Below are 18,617 nucleotides of genomic sequence, written 5' to 3'. Positions count from 1 at the left end.
GGAAATAGCAGTTAATTTTTATCATAAAGTAAGTCACTTTTACAAAATTGCTCGTTAACCAAACTGTATCAGCACTGTATTTTTCTCTATCTTATCCCCCTGCTTTACCTCTATTTTCTTTATTATAGCGTCAGCTGGAGATTTGATAATGTTCTCCATTTTCATTGCTTCTAAAACCACCAAGCTATCGCCTTTCTTCACTTCGTCTCCTTCCTTAACCAGTATATTTAAAACCAAACCAGGCATAGGCGCTTTAATTTGGGCTATTTTGTTGGCATTCAAGTTATCTAAACCCAACTGCTTTAACAATAAGTCTAATTGAGTAGTAACCTGGACTTGATACTCAGTGCCATTCACCTTGATCTTAGCCAGCTTTTCGGCTTTGTCAAATTCTACCACTTCAACATTGTAAGATTTGCTTTTATGCAAAATATGACTTGACTTTTCATTTAGGCTCAATACATCTAAATCAACACTTTGGCTATTCACTTGCAAAACTTCGTTTACAACGTCAACATCAAAATGAAATTGACTATTTACAGTTACTTTGTTCATAAGTTAATTGGTTAAAGCGTACTGAATCAAATTTGCACCCATTTTTAGCGCATTATTCCTACTTTCTTGGGTGTCCGAAGGATAAGTGCCATAATCCTCCCAACCATTGCCTAAATCGCATTCATAAGAATAATAGCAAACCACACGTCCTTTATATATCAGAGCAAAACCTTGCGGACGTTTATTATCGTGTTCATGGATTTTCGGAAGCCCATTTGAAAATTTAAACTTTTGATGGTAGATTTTATGATTAGCTGGCAACTCCACAAACTCCAGCTCCGGAAATACTTTCTTCATTTGGGGGCGAATAAACTTATCTAAGCCATAATTATCATCGATATGAAGAAAACCACCGCCAATCAGATATTTTCTCAAATTCGCGACTTCTTGAGCATTAAATGTCACGTTCCCATGCCCAGTCATATACACAAATGGGTAATTGTATAGTTCTGCGCTTCCCACTTCTACAATTCCTTCTTCGGCAGCAAAGTTAGTAGCGATGTTTTTATTGCAAAAGGCTACAAGATTGGGCAAAGCAGTTCTATTCGCATACCAATCGCCGCCACCAGCATATTTAAGTTTGCCTATTTTGTAAGTTGGAGGAAAGGTAAAGGCCGTAATAAGTAAAAAGGTAAAAGTGAAAAGTAAAAATTGAGCAGCACACCTAAGTGAACCTTTAAATGGTTTTAAAACTGGAAACTGATTACTGAAAACTGACCACTTCATTAACCCCTATTTAAAAAATTAACTTCAAAACAAGCCGCCAAACCAGCAGTTTCTGTACGTAGGCGGGTGTTGCCTAAAGTTACTGGTTTAAATCCGCTTTGCAAAGCAAGTTCAATTTCTTTGGGAGTAAAATCGCCCTCTGGGCCAATAAGGATAAGATATTTTTGATGAGGCTTAACGATCCCTGCAATGGCTTCTCTATCATCTTCATCAATACAATGTGCAATTAATTTATCATCAGCTTCGCTCTGCTTAATGAAATCCTTAAGAGAAATTGCAGTATTAATTTTAGGGTGATAGGCAGTTAGCGACTGTTTAACGGCAGAGGTGATTACTTTCTCTAACCTGTCTTGCTTTATGATTTTACGTTCAGAACGGTCGCAAATAATGGGTGTAATTTCATCAATCCCTATCTCGGTTGCTTTTTCCAAGAACCACTCCAGCCTGTCGATATTTTTTGTAGGCGCAATAGCAATATGTAAGTAATGGTTACGCTTACCAAATTCGCTTTGCTTATCGATGATATTTAAATGTACAGCTCTTTTAGTTGCTTCAGCGATTTCCGCCGTGTACAATCCACCTACACCATCAATTAAATTAACCCTATCCCCCTGCTTTAGGCGCAACACTTTATTGCAGTGGTTGCTTTCCTCTTCGCTTAAAGTATAAGTATTGGCGTTAATATCTGGTGTGTAGAATAAATGCATCCTTGAAGTTAAAAGTCAAAATTAAAAAGTAAAATACATAGCCAAAAACCACTAGAACAATTAGATTTCTATTCGTCTCGACAATTAACAGTTAAACGATTTGACAGTTAACCTAGCTTAATGTAAATCTACCATGTCACTTTTATTTATGACAATTTCTAGCTTTACAGTTTCGATATTTTGCTCTGTCTTTTTAAGAATAGTGAACAGATAACCATAGCACTCTTCGCTCTCTCCTACTTCAGGAATTTTTCCAAAAGCGTGAGAAACTAAACCACCAACAGTATCAAAATCTTCGTCTTCAGGCAAATCGTGAGGCAAGTGCTCATTAACATCATATACCGTAGCGTAAGCATTAACGATAAATTCTGTATCTGTTACCTTCTCAACAATTGGTTTCTCTTCATCGTACTCATCTTGAATCTCGCCAACAATCTCTTCTACGATATCTTCTAGCGTAACCATCCCAGCTGTTCCGCCAAACTCGTCTAAAACAATGGCAATTTGGATGCGCTTTTGTTGTAGCTCACTTAACAAATCGTTAATTTTTTTAGTTTCAGGAACGAAATAAGGTTTTCTGATGATATCTGACAGTGACCATTCTTTTTGGCTGGCCAATAATGGAAGCACATCCTTTGCGTGAATGATACCGATGATTTTATCAATGATTTCATCGTAAACAGGCATACGAGAATAACCTTCAGAGATGATTTTTTCTACTACATCATCTTTCGAAGTATTCAATTCAATACCTGAGATTTTAGTGCGGGGAACCATGATATTCTTCACCACACGCTCATTGAAATCAAACACATTTTTAATCAACTCGTGCTCATTATCTTCTAAAGCACCACTTTCCTTACCTTGGTCTAATAAGTATTGTAACTCCTCGTTACTGTGTAATGATTCATGACCGGCACTGGTATCAATACCAAATGGCTTTAAAATAATCATGGCTAAGCCATTTAATAGCCAAATAGCCGGTCTAAATAAGATATAAAAACCTTGCAATGGGAAAGATACAAACAACGTAGTAGCAACCGGACGTTGTATCGCTAATGATTTAGGCGCTAACTCACCAAATACAATGTGCATAACGGTGATGATAGAAAACGCCAAAATGGTAGATATGGTGGTAATTAACGCCTCGGCAACGCCAAAATTCGCTAATGAATCATGAATGATTTCATGCATTACCTTTTCTCCGACCACACCTAATCCAAGAGAAGCTAAAGTAATACCTAATTGTGTAGCTGCCAAATATCCATCTAAATGGTGTAGGATATTTTTTGCCATTTTTCCAACTCTGCTACCAGATTTGGCTTTAATTTCAATCTGTGACGCCCGAACCTTCACAATTGCAAATTCGGCCGCCACAAAAAATCCGTTTAAAAACACTAAAAATAATGCAAATATTAGGCGCCACCCTATAGATCCACTTTCGGTTTCGGGCGTAGCTATTACAGCTAAAACCGGACTTGGAAGATATGCACTAACAAATGCAATTATTGGCGTACTGACGGAGTAAATCATTAAAGGTTATCTAAATGTTGTGTTATAAAGCTCAATACTTTCATTGATTACTTTATGGGCATATCTTACACCTAGTAGATGCTCGATAGTTACCTGTTTATTTTCTAAATCTTTATAATCTTGAAAGAATTTAACGATCTCTTTCATTGTATGTGGAGGCAGTTCGCCCAAATCGTTAATATAATTAACAGATGGGTCATTTTTCGCTACCGCAATAATTTTATCATCCTGCTCGCCATTGTCAATCATGTGCATCACACCTACAACTTTGGCTTCAATAATTGTCATTGGGTAAACATCTACAGAACATAAAACCAAAATATCTAAAGGATCTTTATCATCACAATAAGTTTGTGGAATAAAGCCATAGTTAGCTGGATACATTACTGATGAGAACAATACTCTGTCTAACTTGATTAAGCTAGAATCTTTATCTATTTCGTATTTTGCTTTTGATCCTTTAGGGATTTCGATAATTGCATTTACTGTTTCTGGCAAATTACTGCCCGGAGATACGCTGTGCCACGGATGGGTTTCGTCTTTAATCATCTTTTTCTTTAAATCTCTTTGTCTTCTAAATTGTCTGTATTCTTTGATATTTTATTTTTCACAAAGGTAATTACTAATGGAATTGTTGTTATCGCAATAAATCCAAATATGATATAACCTAAGTACTCTTCAATCTGTTTTGAAAAACTTTTCCCCAAAAAATAACCCAGCAAAGTTAAGGAACAAATCCATAAAAGTGCACCCGAAATATTATAGAGTACAAACTTTTTGAAATCCATTTTAATTAAACCAGCTACTATTGGCGCAAATGTTCTAACTATCGGCACAAATCTGCCCATAATTAAAGCAAAAGCACCTTGCTTACGGTAATAATCTTCTGCGGTTTTAAGGAATTTTTTCTTGAAGAAGAAGGTGTCTTTTCTGGTATGCAGTACTGGTCCTGTCTTTCTACCGAACCAATATCCCGTGAAATTTCCAGAGATAGCTGCAACAATTAGCGAGAAAACTAATACATAAATATTTACGTCTAACTTACCCGTTGCTACGAACATTCCTGCTAAAAACAAAAGATAATCTCCTGGTAAGAAAAACCCGAAGAAGAGACCTGTCTCGGCGAAAATAACGAAAACAACCAAATAGAAACCGCCTTCCCTAAGGAGTTTTTCAGGATCAATAAGATGCTGCAGATGGTTCCAAAATTGCTCCATAGTTACAATTATTCGTAAAACTACAAATAATATTCTATATGGTTATCTTACCTGGGACGATTTTTAGCTTTTAATAGAGTTAGAAATCATCTAGCCTATTCCATGGCAAAACCTGCGTATTGTACTGCCTTCTATAACTATCTCCACCGTATACGATATATTTAGATAAATGATAGCCAGTTTGTATTTTTTCAAAGAATGTCAAACTCTTAAAAAAATCATCTTTAATAGTTTTACCCGCTTTAATTTCCATAAGTTTTATACGATCCCCTAAATCAACTAACAAGTCTATCTCATTCCCGGTATTATCCCGCCAAAAATATGGAGGGGCATTGTCACCTTTATTTCCACGATTTTTGATATATTCTGTAATTACATAGTTTTCAAATAATGATCCTTTTGCAAAATGTACATTTAGTTCCTCAGCTTTACGTATTCCAAGTAAATAACAAGCTAATCCGGTATCGTAGAAATATAGCTTTGGTGTCTTTACAATACGCTTATTAAAATTCACGTGCCACGGATTCAAACGAAATAAAATAAAACTGGCTTCGAGTATAGAGAGCCAACTTTGTACGGTTTTATGGTCAATGCCTATCTCATTTCCTATATCTGAAGCGTTGAATAACTGACCGGTCCTACCCGCACAAACCTTCAAAAAGGTACTAAATGAATTAAGGTTTTTTATCTGTAAAATACTTCTTACATCACGCTCAATATAAGTTTGAATATAGGAAGGAAAATAATCAAGAGGAGCTATTTGCCTATCGTAAATAGCTGGGTAACCTCCATTATAGATGCTTTGTAGCATATCCTGCTCGTATGGGGCTAAAAGTTCACTTTGTGCAAATGGTAACAAGTGAAAAATATAAGTCCTTCCAGCAAGTGATTGACTTATCTTCTCTAAAAGTAAAAAATTTTGAGAGCCTGAGAGTATATATTGTCCAACTTGCTTACTTTCATCAACAATTCCTTGAATATAAGAAAATAATGCTGGAACGTTTTGCGCTTCGTCTATAATTACTTTCTCGTTGTATTCTTCTAAGAAACCACGTGGATCGTTTTCAGCATATGAACGTGTATCAGGATTTTCGAGTGTTACATAGCGATAGTCTGCAAATACTTGCCTACAAAGTGTAGTCTTGCCCGATTGTCTTGGCCCTGTTATAGTAATTACCGGAAATTTCTGAGCTATATCTTTGAGCTTTTCAGCTATTTTCCTTTCTATCATACATCAAATATAATCATTTTTTACAATTTGGCAATTAAATTCCCAAATTGTAAAAAATCACTCCAGTCCACTAAAAAGCAAGAAGCGGAGACATTCTCTTGAACATCTCCGCTTCTTTGTTTATAAGTATGTCTTATATCAGATTTAAAATAAGCGAAGGATAAATACCTAGAACTAAGATGACTATTGTTGACACAACCAGTACCACTTTGTATTGAATAGGCGTATCTAACTCAACTTCCTTGCCTTCTTTAAAATAAATAGCAATGATTACTCGGAAATAGTAATAGAAGCCAACCAGCGCATTTAAAATAGCAATAACTACTAGAATAATCTGATAGTTCTCCATAACATTTAAGAACATCACATATTTACCAATGAAACCTGCCGTTAACGGAATACCTGCCAACGAAAGCATAGCAATAGTTAATGCTAATGCAGCTAAGGGGTTACGTTTAGCCAAGCCGTTGAAGCTTTCGATATCATCGCTACCTGTTTTCTGTTTTACATTGATCAATACTGCAAAAGCAACAATACTTGCAAAAGTATAAGCAGCTGCATAAACCAAAACGTTACTTGCTGAATTAGCAGTTAATACGATTAAAGAAAATAATAAGTAACCTGCGTGAGAAATACTAGAATAAGCCAGCATTCTCTTGAAGTTCTTTTGGTATAGCGCAGTGATATTTCCTACACAAAGTGTGATGATGACGATGACCATTAAAGCTGGCATCCAGAAATCATGCAACGGCTCGAAAGCACCTGCGAACAATCTTAAGAAAGCTGCAAAACCTGCAGTCTTAACTACTGTTGACATGAAGGCGGTAATCAAAGAAGGAGCGCCTTCGTATACGTCTGGTGTCCAGAAGTGGAAAGGAGCTGCACCAACTTTAAAGCACAAACCAACCATCATTAAAATAATACCTGGATAGAATAAAGGCGATACATTAGTAACATTGTTTACCAGTACATTTTGAATAACATCGATATCAAATGAACCAGTAGCTCCGTAGATTAACGCGATACCAAATAATAAGAATCCTGTTGAAAAAGCACCCATCAAAAAGTACTTCAAAGAAGCTTCGTTAGAGGCAAAGTTTAGCTTTCTGATACCAGCCAAGATATATAAACATACTGACATGATTTCGATACCGATAAATAACATCGATAAGTTTTTATAAGAAACCATGATGATAATTCCACATAGAGCGAAAAGTATCAAAGTGAAATATTCGGCTATGTTTTGGCTATTTTCTGCAAAATAACGTTGTGTTAAAAGGAAAATGAATAACGTTCCGATGATAGAAAGACCTCCGAAAGCCAATGCAAAATTGTCGATTTGCATCATTCCGAAATGTACCGTTGGTTGGTCCCAAGAACAGATGGTAAAACCTAAAGCAACCAAAAGACCAAGCAAGGTGATAGGCAATAAAGCCTTTTTAGCTTTAAATAAACCAGTATAAAGAACTACTAAAGCCGTTACGGCAATGGTTATAATAATATTCATGCTTAGTTAATCCCTGTTAATTTTTGATTAATCTGTTCCAATAAGTGTTGTACCGAGGCATCTGAAATTTGCATTAATGGTTTTGGATAAACCCCAATAACAATAATCAGAGCACAAATAGTGTACAATACTACTTTCTCCGTTCCGTTGATATCTTTAAAGCTAGAAGTAAGCGCATTCGTTTCGCCTAGCATAATTTTTTGGTAGCTACGGAACATATAAACTGCTCCAAAAATAATGGTTAAACCTGCTACAGCACCTAACCAAGCGTTGTAGTTGTAAACACTCATCAACAATAAAAACTCACCGATAAATCCGTTAGTACCTGGTAAAGCTACCGTTCCTAAAAGGATGATTAAGAAAGTGATGGCCAATTGAGGTGCTACTTTTGCTAAACCTCCTAATTCATCAACTTTATTAGTTGCTAAACGTGAATTGATAATATCCAATACAAAGAACAACCCAATCACATTGATACCGTGACTCAACATTTGAATCATACTTCCTTGCAAACCTTGGTGACTTAACGTGAAAATACCTGCAGCAATTAAACCCACGTGACTAATAGAAGAATAAGCAACCAAACGTTTGGCATCTTTCTGCATGAAAGCGATAATCGCTGCGTAAACCACACCAATGATAGCTAAAATCATCACTAAGCAAGTCCAATCTTGAACACCCTGAGGTACAATTGGCAATAACCATCTGATCACACCATAAATACCCATCTTTAACATAATACCCGATAACAACATCGTTCCAGGAGTTGGTGCTGTGGTATAGGTATCTGGCTGCCAAGTGTGGAATGGGAAAATTGGCATCTTGATAGCAAAAGCGATAAAGAAAGCCCAGAAAATCCAACCCTGTTGCGTGGCATCTAATTCTAGTTTATAAAATTCAGCTAGCTCAAAATTGTTAGCTGGATTTTGCAGATACAAATAAATGATACCCAAAAGCATGAATAAAGAACCTGCAATGGTGTACACAAAGAACTTCATGTTTACTTTGATACGGTCTTTACCTCCCCAAGTAGCACAGATAAAGTAAATTGGAATTAAAGCAGCTTCCCATCCAATGTAGAACAAGAAAGCGTCTAAAGCTGTAAACACCAACAATAAACCAGTTTGCATAAATAAAACCAAAGCATAAAAAGCATTGGCATTTTTATATTCGTGTTTAAAACTAGCAAGGATAATCAACGGTGTTAACACATTCGTTAATAAAACCGTAATCATGCTAATTCCATCGATACCTGCATGGAAGTTAATGCCTAATTGCTCAATCCAAGGGAAATTAACGACAAACTGCGTGCTTGCATCTGGAGTGAATTTACACAATATGCCGATGGCAACAGCCAACGAGAAAAGTGAAAATGCTAATGCGGCTACCTTAGCTGTGTTTTGCTTGGCAAATAAAGCGGTGGCAATTGCGCCAACTAAGGGTAAAAATATGAGTATTAAAAGTTCCATTTATAATATTTGAACTAGTTTTAAGCGATAGACAAATAAGTGTAAAGCAATAATGCCACAATACCAACAACCATCATGATGATGTAGTAACCCACATTACCCGATTGCAATAAACGTAAGCTCTTGCTGCCTTCATTGGCAGTCCAGCCTAAGCCGTTTACCAAGCCATCTATCACTTTATTATCGATAATTTTATAGAAGAAGTTAGAAAATGCATCTAGCGGTTTTCTAATGATGGCATCGTAAATTTCATCTAAGTAGAATTTGTTGTATGATAATTTTTCTAAAGCAGTTCTAGGCGCTTCGTCAGCAACTGGGATATCTGCCTTTTTAACGTATTTGCTGTAAGCTAAAAGTATCGCTACGATAGCAGCTAATACAGAAACTCCCATTAAGGTAAACTCTGTACTGTGGCTTAACTCTAAATGATTTTGAGTAACCTTCGCTCCTGTTAACCAATGTGCCAACCACTCATTGCCTCCAAATACATGAGGAATGTTTAACAAACCACCAACAGCAGCTAAGATTGCCAATACCACCAATGGGATAGTCATTGATTTCGGCGACTCGTGAATGTGTTCTTCTGTATGGTGAGAACCTCTGAATTTTCCGTAAAAAGTCAAGAACATCATACGGAACATATAGAAAGCAGTTAAAAATGCTGTCAATACACCTACACCCCAAAGTACCGGACTGTATTGATAAGCATGTGCTAAAATTTCATCCTTAGAAAAGAAACCAGAAAATGGAGGTAAACCCGCAATGGCAATAGTACCTATCATCATGGTTACGAAAGTAGTTTTCAGTTTAGCTTTCAATCCACCCATGTGGCGCATATCTTGCTCGTGGTGTAAAGAGTGGATTACCGCTCCAGCACCCAAGAAAAGCAATGCTTTAAAGAAAGCGTGGGTTAACACGTGGAAGAATGAACCTGTATAAGCACCAACGCCTAAGCCTAAAAACATATATCCCAATTGAGATACGGTTGAATAAGCCAATACTTTTTTAATGTCTGTTTGTGTTAGGGCGATTAAAGCTGCAACCAGGGCTGTAGCTGCGCCTACAATAGCGATGATATTTTGTGCAATTGGCGCCAAGTCGAACACTACGCTAGAACGAGCGATCATATAAATACCTGCAGTTACCATCGTTGCTGCGTGGATTAAGGCTGAAACAGGAGTAGGTCCAGCCATCGCATCTGGCAACCAAGTAAATAAAGGCAACTGTGCAGATTTACCACAAGCACCTATGAATAATAATATCGCGATGATGGTAATTGTATTGTTGCCTGGCAACATATTAGCTGCTTGAGGGAATACTTTTGCAAACTCTAAACTTCCGAAAACTTGGAACATTAAGAACACGCCTAAAAGGAAACCTAAATCGCCAATACGGTTAACGATAAATGCCTTTTTAGCCGCACTTGCATAACTACTATTGGTAAACCAGAAACCGATTAATAGGTAAGAACATAAACCTACGCCTTCCCATCCAATAAACATCACGATGTAGTTTGAACCTAAAACCAAAATCAACATGAAGAAGATAAATAGGTTTAAGTAGGCGAAAAACTTGCCGAAGCCAGCATCTTCATGCATGTAGGCAGTAGAGTAGATATGGATTAAAAAGCCAATTCCTGTAATCACTAAGAGCATAATGGCACTCAAAGGGTCATATAAAAATGACAAGGGAATTTTCAAATCTCCAACACTAATCCAATCGAAGAAATTAACGGTAAATTGTTTCTCTACGCTAGAACTTAGCTCAAAAAAGAAACAAACGCTAAGGATAAATGAAGCTAAAACCACTCCGCTGCCGATAAAACCAACAGCACCTTTGCTCAATGTATTACGGCCTAAACCGTTAATCACGAAGCCTAAAAGCGGAAGAACTGGAATTAACCAAAGTAAACTTGTAATCATTTTATTTTATTAGAATTACCACTTAAGGCGATTTAATACATTAATATCTATTGATTGTGTGTTACGGTAGACCATCACGATGATACTTAAACCAATGGCTACTTCTGCAGCGGCCAAAGCCATAATAAAAAATACGAACACTTGTCCTGATGGATCATTGTGATGTACTGAGAAAGCTGCCAAAAGCAAGTTTACTGCATTTAACATCAACTCTACAGACATGAAAATGATGATTGCATTTCTACGGATCAACACGCCTATCACTCCGATAGTGAAAATCAATGCACAGAACCAAATATAATGGTTCAATGGAACGCCTTGCATATTTTCGAAGATACTACCCATTAGTTTTTTCCTCCTTTTTGGTTAAAAGTACCGCACCAACCATCGCACTTAACAATAGTAATGACGATAATTCGAATGGTAACATAAACTGACCAAATAGCTCTTTACCTAAGTTTTCTACCAATCCTAAACCTGGGTTTTTCAATACCAGAGGATCAGAAATTGCTACCGACCTTAACGAACCAATTAACGTTATGGCCAAACATCCGCCAGCAATGATGCCAATTATCCTTAAAACCATTGATTTATTAGGTTCATTTTCCTTGTTGAGGTTCAGTAACATCAGTACGAAAAGGAAAAGCACCATAATGGCTCCCATATAAACAATGAAGTTAACTACCGCTAAGAATTGTGCGTTCAATAAGATGTAATGAACGGTAAACGTAAAAAACGTTAGGATTAAGTATAGCACACTATGGATTGGATTTTTCGCAAAAACCACCATCAGCGCAAAGAATACGCTTAATGTTGCTACAAAATAGAATACTGATGTACCCATTAATTTTTATTTAGTTGTTTCAATTTTGCCGTCATTGCGAGGCACGAAGCAATCTTACTTGGTTTCGTTATCGCTTTAGGTCCCGATTAATCGGAAGACGATCCTTTTAATTTATTTTACCTCCAAAGGAGCTTCTACCAATTTATCTTTACCGTAAATAAAATCTTTACGTAAATAATCTGCCGGTACAATTGGCCCATCTAAGTAGATGGCTTCTTTCGGACAAGCTTCTTCACACAAACCGCAGAAAATGCAACGCAACATGTTAATTTCATAAACCGATGCATATTTCTCCTCGCGGTACAAGTGTTTCTCTTCGTTCTTACGCTCAGCGGCAATCATAGTAATTGCTTCTGCCGGACAAGACAAAGCGCACAAACCACAAGCGGTGCAACGCTCCCTTCCTTGCTCATCTCTTTTTAAAGAATGCATTCCCCTCCAGTTGATAGAGAATTCACGCTCCTGCTCTGGATATTTAATAGTAGCAGGTTTTTTGAAAAAGTGGCCAATCGTGGTTTTCATTCCACTCGCAATAGCTGGAAGATAAATTCTCTCGGCAAAATTAAGCGGCTTTGAAACCAATACTTTTTTCTTATTGCTTAATGATTCCATGTCTCTTAAAATTTTAAAATAGCAATAACAATACCCGTGATAATGATATTTGCGATAGCTAAAGGAATTAAACCTTTCCATCCTAAGTTCATCAACTGATCATAACGGAAACGAGGGATAGTCCAACGAACCCACATGAAGAAGAAGATAAACGCAAATATTTTTAGGAAGAAGATTAAAGTACCAAATAGAGGTGCCCAAGTTGGACCTAATAAAGTAGCCATGTAATCCATTCCTGGATAGTTATAGCCTCCAAAGTATAATGCTGCCATTATAGTTGAAGACACAAACATATTGATGTACTCAGCGAAAAGGTAGAAACCTAATTTCATTGATGAATACTCGATCGTATAACCGCCATTTAGCTCGGCCTCACACTCAGGTAAATCGAATGGTGCACGGTTAGTTTCCGCAAAAGCACATACCATAAAAATGATAAAACCTAAAGGCTGATAAAGTACGTTCCACTGCCAACCATGTTGTTGGGCTACAATTTCTCTTAAACTAAGTGAATTGGTAACCAATAGCAAAGCGATGATAGAAAGTCCCATTCCAATTTCATAGCTGATGTTTTGGGAAGCAGCACGAATAGAACTCAACAATGAATATTTGTTGTTAGATGCCCAACCGCCAATCATTACGCCGTAAACACCTAGAGAGATTACACCGAAAATATAAAGTAAACCAACGTTGATATCGGTTACTTGCAATTTAACCAATCTATCTCCAACCATCATATCCTGACCCCAAGGAATAACCGCTGTACCAATACAAGCACAAAGCATCGCTAAACCAGGACCAATCATAAATAACCATTTATTAGCATTGGCAGGAATAATTTCCTCTTTCATGAACATTTTTACTCCATCGGCCAATGGCTGTAAAAGACCAAAGGGACCAGCTCTATCTGGACCAAGCCTATCTTGTAAAAAAGCGGCAACCTTACGCTCTGCGTAAGTAGAATACATTGCAATTACTAAACTAATTGCAAATATTGCTGTAACCAGTATAAATTTCTCTATGACGAAATCGATTTCCATTAGATTTTAAAGCTTCTTTCTAGTTCGCGTTGATTAGCTTCTTGTAAGGTTAAGTTTTCCTTAATTACTGGAAGTGGTTTGAATGTCTCGTAGTGGTTAGATGCAATCACTGAAGTCTCTGAAATATGTGTTGGGTGCTCCAAAGTCCAATCAGCAGTTTTCTTTTTATCGAAACGACATTCGTTACAAATAAAGTCTTCTACTTCTCCAAATTGATCTTTTCTAGCGGTTACACGTAAAACATCTTCTCCTTTGTACCACAACGTTACTTTACCATTGCATTTCTCATGTGAACAGTTTCTATGCGCATCAACTGGCTTTGTAAACCAAACACGATTTTTGAAACGGAAAGTTCTATCAGTTAAAGCACCAACCGGACAAACATCAATTACGTTTCCTGAGAAATCGTTATCAACAGCTGTTTGGATATAAGTTGAGATTTCCGAGTGATCCCCACGATTTAAGATACCGTGAACACGTTTATTCGTGATCTGATCAGCAGTGAACACACAACGATAGCACAAAATGCAACGGTTCATGTGTAACTGGATTTTATCGCCAATATCTATTCTATCAAACGTACGGCGTTCAAATTCGTATCTTGTTTTTTGTAGACCGTGCTCGTAACCTAAGTTTTGTAAATCACACTCACCAGCTTGGTCACAAACAGGGCAATCTAACGGGTGGTTGATTAACAAAATCTCTACCACACCAGCACGAGCTTCCAATACCTCTGGAGAAGTAATATTAAGCACTTCCATGCCATCCATTACTGTAGTACGGCAAGAAGCTACCAATTTTGGCATCGGTCGAGGGTCTTTTTCAGAACCTTTGCTGACTTTCACAATGCAGGTACGACATTTACCTCCACTACCTTTCAATTTAGAATAATAGCACATTGCAGGAGGCACAATGTCTCCTCCAATTTGGCGGGCAGCATTTAAAATGGTGGTGCCATTTTCTACCTCTACTGTTATTCCGTCTATGGTTACTTTAACTAAATCACTCATAATCGATGATTTCTATTTTTATACTTCTTGCCGTCATTGCGAGGCACGAAGCAATCTCATTTTATTTATTCGTCTATCGCTTAGGTCCCGACCAATCGGGAGACGTATAGATTACTTTTCTTCCGCTACAACCACTTTCTCAATCGGATTAGCATAATTCGCTAAACCATAATTGGTGCTTTGGCTCTTCATTGGTTCTTTCACATGCCATTCAAACTCATCTCTAAAATGTCTGATGGCACTTGCTACTGGCCAAGCTGCTGCATCACCCAATGGACAAATGGTATTACCTTCTATTTTACGCTGAACGTCCCAAAGCAAATCAATATCTGCAGAAGTACCGTGTCCATGCTCTAATTTGTGCAAGATTTTCTCCATCCAACCCGTTCCTTCTCTACAAGGCGAACATTGTCCACAACTTTCGTGGTGATAGAAACGAGCAAAATTCCAAGTGTTTCTTACCATACATTGGTCTTCATCAAATGCGATGAAACCACCCGACCCCATCATTGTTCCTGTAGCAAAACCACCTTCAGATAACGACTCATAACTCATCAAACGAGGGTCGCCGTTAGCATATTTTAAGGTTAAATTAGCAGGTAAAACTGGTACCGATGAACCTCCAGCTACAGTTGCCTTCAGTCTTTTGCCATTGGCAATACCACCACAGTATTCATCAGAATAGATAAATTCTTCTACTGGTAAGCCTAATTCTATTTCATAAACTCCTGGTTTTACCAAGTTACCAGAGGCTGATATTAATTTTGTTCCTGTACTTCTTCCAATCCCGATTTTAGCATACTCATCGCCACCATCGTTAATAATTGGCACTACAGCCGCAATAGATTCTACATTGTTAACCACTGTTGGGCAACCGTACAAACCTGCAATAGCTGGAAATGGTGGTTTAATACGAGGATTTCCTCTTTTACCTTCCAATGATTCTAGTAAAGCCGTTTCTTCACCGCAGATATAAGCACCGCCACCTGGTTGAACGTAAAGCTCTAGGTCATATCCCGTTCCCAAAATATTTTTACCTAACCAACCAGCAGCTTTTGCTTCTTCAATTGCTCTTTCCAATATCCTGATTTGAGGCATCATCTCACCTCTCACGTAGATATAAGATGTATTTGCACCCAAAGCAAAGCTGGAAACAATCATTCCCTCAATTAAAGCATGAGGAATGTGCGTCATTAAATATCTATCCTTAAAAGTACCCGGTTCAGATTCGTCACCGTTACAAACTAAGTAACGAGGTACACCTTCTGGTTTGGCCAAAAAGCTCCATTTCATCCCCGTAGGAAAACCTGCACCACCACGACCTCTCAATCCAGATTTCTTCACCTCCTCTACAATCTCTTCTGGAGTTAAGGTTTTCAATGCCTTCTCAACAGCACGATAACCGCCTTTTTCACGATAAACCGCCAGCGTATTGATGCCAGGTACATTGATATGTTCTAATAATAGTTTACGAGCCATTATTTTTTGCGTAAATCGTCAATTAATTGATCTACCGATTGCTCGGTTAAATTTTCGTAGAAAGTATACTCTGGACCAATTTGTAAAACCGGACCAAAACCACATGCAGCTAAGCATTCTACACCTCTCCAGCTAAACAAGCCATCCTCGGTTACTTCACCTTCCTTTACACCTAGTTTCTTTTCGATATGGTCCATAATTTTTTCGGCACCTACTAAACAACAAGGTCCAGTACGGCAAACCTCCAAAACATATTTTCCCTTAGGCTGCAAAAAGTACATAGTGTAAAAACTCGCTACTTCATATACTTCAATAGGCTGAATGTTCAAATATTCCGCAACTTTATCCATTGCTGGTACACTTGTCCATCCAAACTCTGCCTGCACCAAGTGTAATAATGGTAGCAAAGCTGATTTTTGCTTTCCTTCTGGATAGCGTTTTACAATCTCATCAAACTTAGCTAGCAAAGCTGATGAAAATTCTACAGGCTGTGTTTCTTCTACTTTAAGCATCTAATTCTCCTGCAATAATGTTCAAACTACTCATGTTAATGATGGCATCTGATAACAACATGCCCTCACTCATTTTCGCGTACATCTGGTAGTTAATAAAACTAGGTCTTCTAAAGTGCAAACGATAAGGACTTCTTCCTCCATCATTAATTAAATAGAAACCAAGCTCACCATTACCACCTTCAACAGCGTGGTAAACTTCTGCTTTAGGAGCATCGATTTCGCCCATCACAATTTTAAAGTGATAGATCAATGCTTCCATATTGTTATAAACTTCTTCTTTTCCTGGCAAGTAAAAATCTGGCACATCAGCATGAAAAATACCTTTTGGCTCTGATTTTAATTTTTCGATTGCTTGCTCAATAATGCGAACGCTTTGCCACATTTCTTCGTTACGCACTAAATAACGATCAAAAACGTCACCACTAGTTCCTACAGGAATTTCAAAATCGAAATCTTGATAAGAAGAATATGGCTCGCTCACACGAACATCGTAATCAATTCCCGTAGCACGTAATAAAGGACCGGTCCAACTGTAACTCAATGCATTTTCAGCTGTTACTTCTGCCACACCTTTGGTACGATCGATGAAAATTCTATTACGGTTAAGTAAACTTTCAAATTCTTTTAATGCAACAGGGAACTCTTTTAAGAACTTATTGATTTTGGCAAAAGCTACTTCGTTAAAATCTCTTTCTAAACCGCCAATACGACCAATGTTAGTTGTTAAACGAGCGCCACAGATTTCTTCAAAAATCTCATAGATGTGCTCTCTATATTGGAAAAGGTAAAGAAAAGTTGTAGTTGCACCTGTATCTTGGGCAATAATGGTATTACAGATAATATGATCTGCAATACGAGAAAGCTCCATAATGATCACCCTTAAATAATCTACCCTTTTCGGGATTTGAATATTTAAAAGCTTCTCTACCGTCATGTGCCAGCCCATATTATTAATAGGCGACGAACAATAGTTTAAACGATCGGTTAATGGTGTAATTTGATAGAACGGACGGTGCTCGGCAATTTTCTCGAAAGCTCTGTGAATATATCCAATAGTAGATACACCACTTACGATTCGCTCGCCATCCATTTGCAAAATATTTTGGAATACACCATGTGTTGCTGGGTGCGTAGGCCCTAAGTTTAAGGTTACCAATCCATCTTGCGGATCATTATCTGTATATACTGGTTGATTGTGAGTCATAATTATCTACCAAAGTATTCATCCTTTTTATCTACCCTATTAGGGTCTTCTAACGGATATTGTTTCAACATTGGATGAACGGGTAAATCATCCACATTTAATATTCTTCTCAAGTCTGGATGTCCTTCGAATTTAACCCCGAAGAAATCATAAGTTTCTCTTTCCATCCAGTTTGCACCGTTCCATAAAACAGTTGCCGAAGCTAATCTTGGATCATTCTCGTGCAGAAAGACTTTCAACCTTACCCTAATACCACTTACCATACTATGTAAATGATAAACCACCGCAATTTTCTCTTTCTCTGGGTAGTGCACCGCCGTGATGTCGGTCAAGAAGTTGAAGTTGATCTTTCCGTTCTCTTTTAGAAAAGAAAGTACATCAATAACTTTATCTTTATTTGTAGAGAAAGTTAACAAGCCATACGGCTCTGAAACATCAAAAAGTTGCTCGCCGAATTTTTCGCCTAGCAGATCAACCAACTCTGTATTTGTTGCTTTAGCCATTATTGTATTCCGTAACTCGCTAACAGTTCTTTATATTCAGGAGAATGTCTTCTTCTACCCGATTCATTTTTCACTAGATCTTGGATACGTTGAAAGCCATCTAAAATAGCTTCAGGTCTTGGCGGGCAACCTGGAACGTAAACATCCACAGGAATAATCTCATCAATGCCCTGCAACACCGAATAAGTATCAAAAATACCTCCACTAGATGCACAAGCACCAACCGCCATTACCCAACGAGGTTCTGCCATCTGAAGATAAACCTGCTTCAATACCGGACCCATTTTCTTCGCAATAGTTCCCATTACCATTAAAACGTCTGCCTGACGAGGAGAGAAACTCAACCTTTCGGAACCGAAACGTCCGAAATCATAATGAGATCCCATAGTAGCCATAAACTCGATACCACAACAAGATGTTGCAAAAGGCAAAGGCCACAACGAATGTGAACGGGCCAAACCAATTGCCTTGTCTAGAGAAGTGGCAAAAAAACCATTCCCTTCTATGCCTGGAGGCGCCTCAACTATTTTGATTTCACTCATG

Annotated in this window: 20 protein-coding genes; all 20 read right to left on the bottom strand. The window is 37.7% G+C overall.

The features are described 5' to 3' along the window. Positions 1 to 54: 54 nt before the first annotated feature. Entirely contained in the window at positions 55 to 555 is a 501-nt protein-coding gene (locus CRO54_RS18830; RefSeq protein ID WP_097133621.1) for a biotin/lipoyl-containing protein, read from the bottom strand. Positions 556 to 558: 3 nt separating this feature from the next. Continuing rightward, a complete protein-coding gene (locus CRO54_RS18825) occupies positions 559 to 1,281 on the bottom strand; it encodes a DUF4159 domain-containing protein (protein WP_097133620.1) in 723 nt (240 codons plus the stop codon). Then, positions 1,281 to 1,988, bottom strand: a complete 708-nt coding sequence (locus CRO54_RS18820) for a 16S rRNA (uracil(1498)-N(3))-methyltransferase (protein WP_097133619.1) — start codon at positions 1,986 to 1,988, stop codon at positions 1,281 to 1,283. The genes CRO54_RS18825 and CRO54_RS18820 overlap by 1 nt, the downstream gene beginning before the upstream one ends. Before the next feature lie 117 nt (positions 1,989 to 2,105). Beyond that, a complete protein-coding gene (locus CRO54_RS18815) occupies positions 2,106 to 3,521 on the bottom strand; it encodes a hemolysin family protein (RefSeq protein WP_097133618.1) in 1,416 nt (471 codons plus the stop codon). A 6-nt stretch (positions 3,522 to 3,527) separates the two neighbouring features. Further along, a complete protein-coding gene (locus CRO54_RS18810) occupies positions 3,528 to 4,070 on the bottom strand; it encodes an inorganic diphosphatase (RefSeq protein ID WP_097133617.1) in 543 nt (180 codons plus the stop codon). Between the two features lie 8 nt (positions 4,071 to 4,078). Then, positions 4,079 to 4,738, bottom strand: coding sequence for a DedA family protein (locus CRO54_RS18805; RefSeq protein ID WP_097133616.1), 660 nt, complete (start codon positions 4,736 to 4,738; stop codon positions 4,079 to 4,081). Between the two features lie 79 nt (positions 4,739 to 4,817). Further along, positions 4,818 to 5,969 carry an ATP-binding protein gene (locus tag CRO54_RS18800; protein WP_097133615.1) on the bottom strand — a complete coding sequence of 384 codons (1,152 nt, stop codon included), beginning with the start codon at positions 5,967 to 5,969 and terminating at the stop codon, positions 4,818 to 4,820. 133 nt (positions 5,970 to 6,102) lie between these two features. Next, entirely contained in the window at positions 6,103 to 7,476 is a 1,374-nt protein-coding gene (locus CRO54_RS18795) for an NADH-quinone oxidoreductase subunit N (RefSeq protein ID WP_097133614.1), read from the bottom strand. Between the two features lie 2 nt (positions 7,477 to 7,478). Next, positions 7,479 to 8,945 (bottom strand): complex I subunit 4 family protein, encoded by a 1,467-nt coding sequence (locus CRO54_RS18790; RefSeq protein ID WP_097133613.1) that lies wholly within the window; start codon positions 8,943 to 8,945, stop codon positions 7,479 to 7,481. A gap of 20 nt (positions 8,946 to 8,965) precedes the next feature. After that, a complete protein-coding gene (gene nuoL, locus CRO54_RS18785) occupies positions 8,966 to 10,864 on the bottom strand; it encodes an NADH-quinone oxidoreductase subunit L (protein WP_097133803.1) in 1,899 nt (632 codons plus the stop codon). Positions 10,865 to 10,882: 18 nt separating this feature from the next. Further along, positions 10,883 to 11,212 (bottom strand): NADH-quinone oxidoreductase subunit NuoK, encoded by a 330-nt coding sequence (nuoK, locus tag CRO54_RS18780; RefSeq protein ID WP_097133612.1) that lies wholly within the window; start codon positions 11,210 to 11,212, stop codon positions 10,883 to 10,885. Next, positions 11,205 to 11,711, bottom strand: coding sequence for an NADH-quinone oxidoreductase subunit J family protein (locus CRO54_RS18775; protein ID WP_097133611.1), 507 nt, complete (start codon positions 11,709 to 11,711; stop codon positions 11,205 to 11,207). Before CRO54_RS18775 ends, nuoK begins: the two co-directional genes overlap by 8 nt. A gap of 111 nt (positions 11,712 to 11,822) precedes the next feature. Further along, on the bottom strand, positions 11,823 to 12,323 hold the full coding sequence (locus tag CRO54_RS18770) for a NuoI/complex I 23 kDa subunit family protein (protein WP_097133610.1): 501 nt from the start codon (positions 12,321 to 12,323) through the stop codon (positions 11,823 to 11,825). Positions 12,324 to 12,328: 5 nt separating this feature from the next. Beyond that, positions 12,329 to 13,363 (bottom strand): NADH-quinone oxidoreductase subunit NuoH, encoded by a 1,035-nt coding sequence (gene nuoH, locus CRO54_RS18765; RefSeq protein WP_097133609.1) that lies wholly within the window; start codon positions 13,361 to 13,363, stop codon positions 12,329 to 12,331. Continuing rightward, positions 13,363 to 14,373 (bottom strand): NADH-quinone oxidoreductase subunit G, encoded by a 1,011-nt coding sequence (locus CRO54_RS18760; RefSeq protein ID WP_097133608.1) that lies wholly within the window; start codon positions 14,371 to 14,373, stop codon positions 13,363 to 13,365. Before CRO54_RS18760 ends, nuoH begins: the two co-directional genes overlap by 1 nt. 111 nt (positions 14,374 to 14,484) lie before the next feature. Continuing rightward, positions 14,485 to 15,852 carry an NADH-quinone oxidoreductase subunit NuoF gene (nuoF, locus tag CRO54_RS18755; protein WP_097133607.1) on the bottom strand — a complete coding sequence of 456 codons (1,368 nt, stop codon included), beginning with the start codon at positions 15,850 to 15,852 and terminating at the stop codon, positions 14,485 to 14,487. Continuing rightward, the gene (locus CRO54_RS18750; protein ID WP_097133606.1) at positions 15,852 to 16,364 is read right to left on the bottom strand and encodes an NADH-quinone oxidoreductase subunit NuoE family protein; all 513 of its coding nucleotides are present in this window, start codon (positions 16,362 to 16,364) and stop codon (positions 15,852 to 15,854) included. Before CRO54_RS18750 ends, nuoF begins: the two co-directional genes overlap by 1 nt. Beyond that, positions 16,357 to 17,571, bottom strand: a complete 1,215-nt coding sequence (locus CRO54_RS18745; protein WP_097133605.1) for an NADH-quinone oxidoreductase subunit D — start codon at positions 17,569 to 17,571, stop codon at positions 16,357 to 16,359. Before CRO54_RS18745 ends, CRO54_RS18750 begins: the two co-directional genes overlap by 8 nt. Positions 17,572 to 17,573: 2 nt before the next feature. After that, positions 17,574 to 18,074 (bottom strand): NADH-quinone oxidoreductase subunit C, encoded by a 501-nt coding sequence (locus CRO54_RS18740; RefSeq protein WP_097133604.1) that lies wholly within the window; start codon positions 18,072 to 18,074, stop codon positions 17,574 to 17,576. Next, entirely contained in the window at positions 18,074 to 18,616 is a 543-nt protein-coding gene (locus CRO54_RS18735) for an NADH-quinone oxidoreductase subunit B (RefSeq protein ID WP_097133603.1), read from the bottom strand. Before CRO54_RS18735 ends, CRO54_RS18740 begins: the two co-directional genes overlap by 1 nt. Position 18,617: the final 1 nt, after the last annotated feature.

The organism is Pedobacter xixiisoli (assembly GCF_900215335.1).
In the GTDB taxonomy this organism is placed as follows: Bacteria; Bacteroidota; Bacteroidia; order Sphingobacteriales; family Sphingobacteriaceae; genus Pedobacter; species Pedobacter xixiisoli.
This window is presented reverse-complemented; position numbering and strand designations above follow the sequence as displayed.

Bases quoted from the DNA above. Each gene is read 5' to 3' on its own strand.
- CRO54_RS18745 (WP_097133605.1), bottom strand. From the start codon at position 17,571: ATGACTCACAATCAACCAGTATATACAGATAATGATCCGCAAGATGGA.
- CRO54_RS18795 (WP_097133614.1), bottom strand. From the start codon at position 7,476: ATGAATATTATTATAACCATTGCCGTAACGGCTTTAGTAGTTCTTTAT.
- CRO54_RS18800 (WP_097133615.1), bottom strand. From the start codon at position 5,969: ATGATAGAAAGGAAAATAGCTGAAAAGCTCAAAGATATAGCTCAGAAA.
- CRO54_RS18815 (WP_097133618.1), bottom strand. From the start codon at position 3,521: ATGATTTACTCCGTCAGTACGCCAATAATTGCATTTGTTAGTGCATAT.
- CRO54_RS18760 (WP_097133608.1), bottom strand. From the start codon at position 14,373: ATGAGTGATTTAGTTAAAGTAACCATAGACGGAATAACAGTAGAGGTA.
- CRO54_RS18805 (WP_097133616.1), bottom strand. From the start codon at position 4,738: ATGGAGCAATTTTGGAACCATCTGCAGCATCTTATTGATCCTGAAAAA.
- CRO54_RS18775 (WP_097133611.1), bottom strand. From the start codon at position 11,711: ATGGGTACATCAGTATTCTATTTTGTAGCAACATTAAGCGTATTCTTT.
- CRO54_RS18790 (WP_097133613.1), bottom strand. From the start codon at position 8,945: ATGGAACTTTTAATACTCATATTTTTACCCTTAGTTGGCGCAATTGCC.
- CRO54_RS18825 (WP_097133620.1), bottom strand. From the start codon at position 1,281: ATGAAGTGGTCAGTTTTCAGTAATCAGTTTCCAGTTTTAAAACCATTT.
- CRO54_RS18810 (WP_097133617.1), bottom strand. From the start codon at position 4,070: ATGATTAAAGACGAAACCCATCCGTGGCACAGCGTATCTCCGGGCAGT.
- nuoF (WP_097133607.1), bottom strand. From the start codon at position 15,852: ATGGCTCGTAAACTATTATTAGAACATATCAATGTACCTGGCATCAAT.
- CRO54_RS18830 (WP_097133621.1), bottom strand. From the start codon at position 555: ATGAACAAAGTAACTGTAAATAGTCAATTTCATTTTGATGTTGACGTT.
- CRO54_RS18750 (WP_097133606.1), bottom strand. From the start codon at position 16,364: ATGCTTAAAGTAGAAGAAACACAGCCTGTAGAATTTTCATCAGCTTTG.
- nuoH (WP_097133609.1), bottom strand. From the start codon at position 13,363: ATGGAAATCGATTTCGTCATAGAGAAATTTATACTGGTTACAGCAATA.
- CRO54_RS18735 (WP_097133603.1), bottom strand. From the start codon at position 18,616: ATGAGTGAAATCAAAATAGTTGAGGCGCCTCCAGGCATAGAAGGGAAT.
- CRO54_RS18770 (WP_097133610.1), bottom strand. From the start codon at position 12,323: ATGGAATCATTAAGCAATAAGAAAAAAGTATTGGTTTCAAAGCCGCTT.
- CRO54_RS18740 (WP_097133604.1), bottom strand. From the start codon at position 18,074: ATGGCTAAAGCAACAAATACAGAGTTGGTTGATCTGCTAGGCGAAAAA.
- nuoK (WP_097133612.1), bottom strand. From the start codon at position 11,212: ATGGGTAGTATCTTCGAAAATATGCAAGGCGTTCCATTGAACCATTAT.
- CRO54_RS18820 (WP_097133619.1), bottom strand. From the start codon at position 1,988: ATGCATTTATTCTACACACCAGATATTAACGCCAATACTTATACTTTA.